This window comes from Pseudomonas sp. MHK4 (assembly GCF_054600775.1).
On sequence record NZ_BAAIAK010000052.1, the window covers coordinates 1 to 645 of the forward strand.

1 protein-coding gene is annotated in these 645 nt (G+C 65.4%); it reads right to left on the reverse strand.

The window, feature by feature from the left end; translation table 11 throughout:
* On the reverse strand, nt 1-645 hold a 645-nt coding region (locus ACYP2Q_RS31470; protein WP_459734104.1), incomplete at both ends, for an ImcF-related family protein.

Below are 645 nucleotides of genomic sequence, written 5' to 3' on the forward strand. Positions count from 1 at the left end.
GGACGGTTTTATACAGGCTGGCTTCGGCATTGCGCTGGCCCAACTGGCCGAGCAGCAACTGGCGAACCTGGGCCACCCGTTTCGGGTCGGCCGCGATGCGCCAGTCCGGGTGCGCCGCCAGTTGCTCACCATAGAACTGCCAGAGCGTCGGCGCCAGGCCGTGCCACAGCCCCGGCGAAACCCCGGCGCCGCTCGGCTCGAGCTGGCCCAGGACCTTGACCAGAAAGGCCGCGTCGGCTTTTTCCGGGCGCGCCAGCATCAGGTAGGCCTTGAGTTGTTCGTAGGCCTGCGGCGCGCGCTTGAGGCGTTCAGGGCTGTCGGCGGGTAACTTGATCAGGGTGGTGAGCTGCTGTTGCAGGCTGGCCACGGCTGGGTCGCGCAGCAGGCGCTGGTTGGCCTCGACGTAGGTGGGCCAGAGTATTTGCAGCAGTTGTGGATTTTTGTTCAGGCCGAAGCGTTGGTACCAGGGCGTGCCATGAACGGCGCGGTATTCCAGGCGGCCCAGCTCGCGGGCCAGCTCATTCAGGGCGAGGAATTGTTCGTCAGGGGTTGATGATTGTTGCAGGGTCGCCAGCGATGTCTGCACCTGGGCGATGTGCACGCGGTTGCTGGCGAAGGACAGCAGCATGCCGGCACTCCAGACCA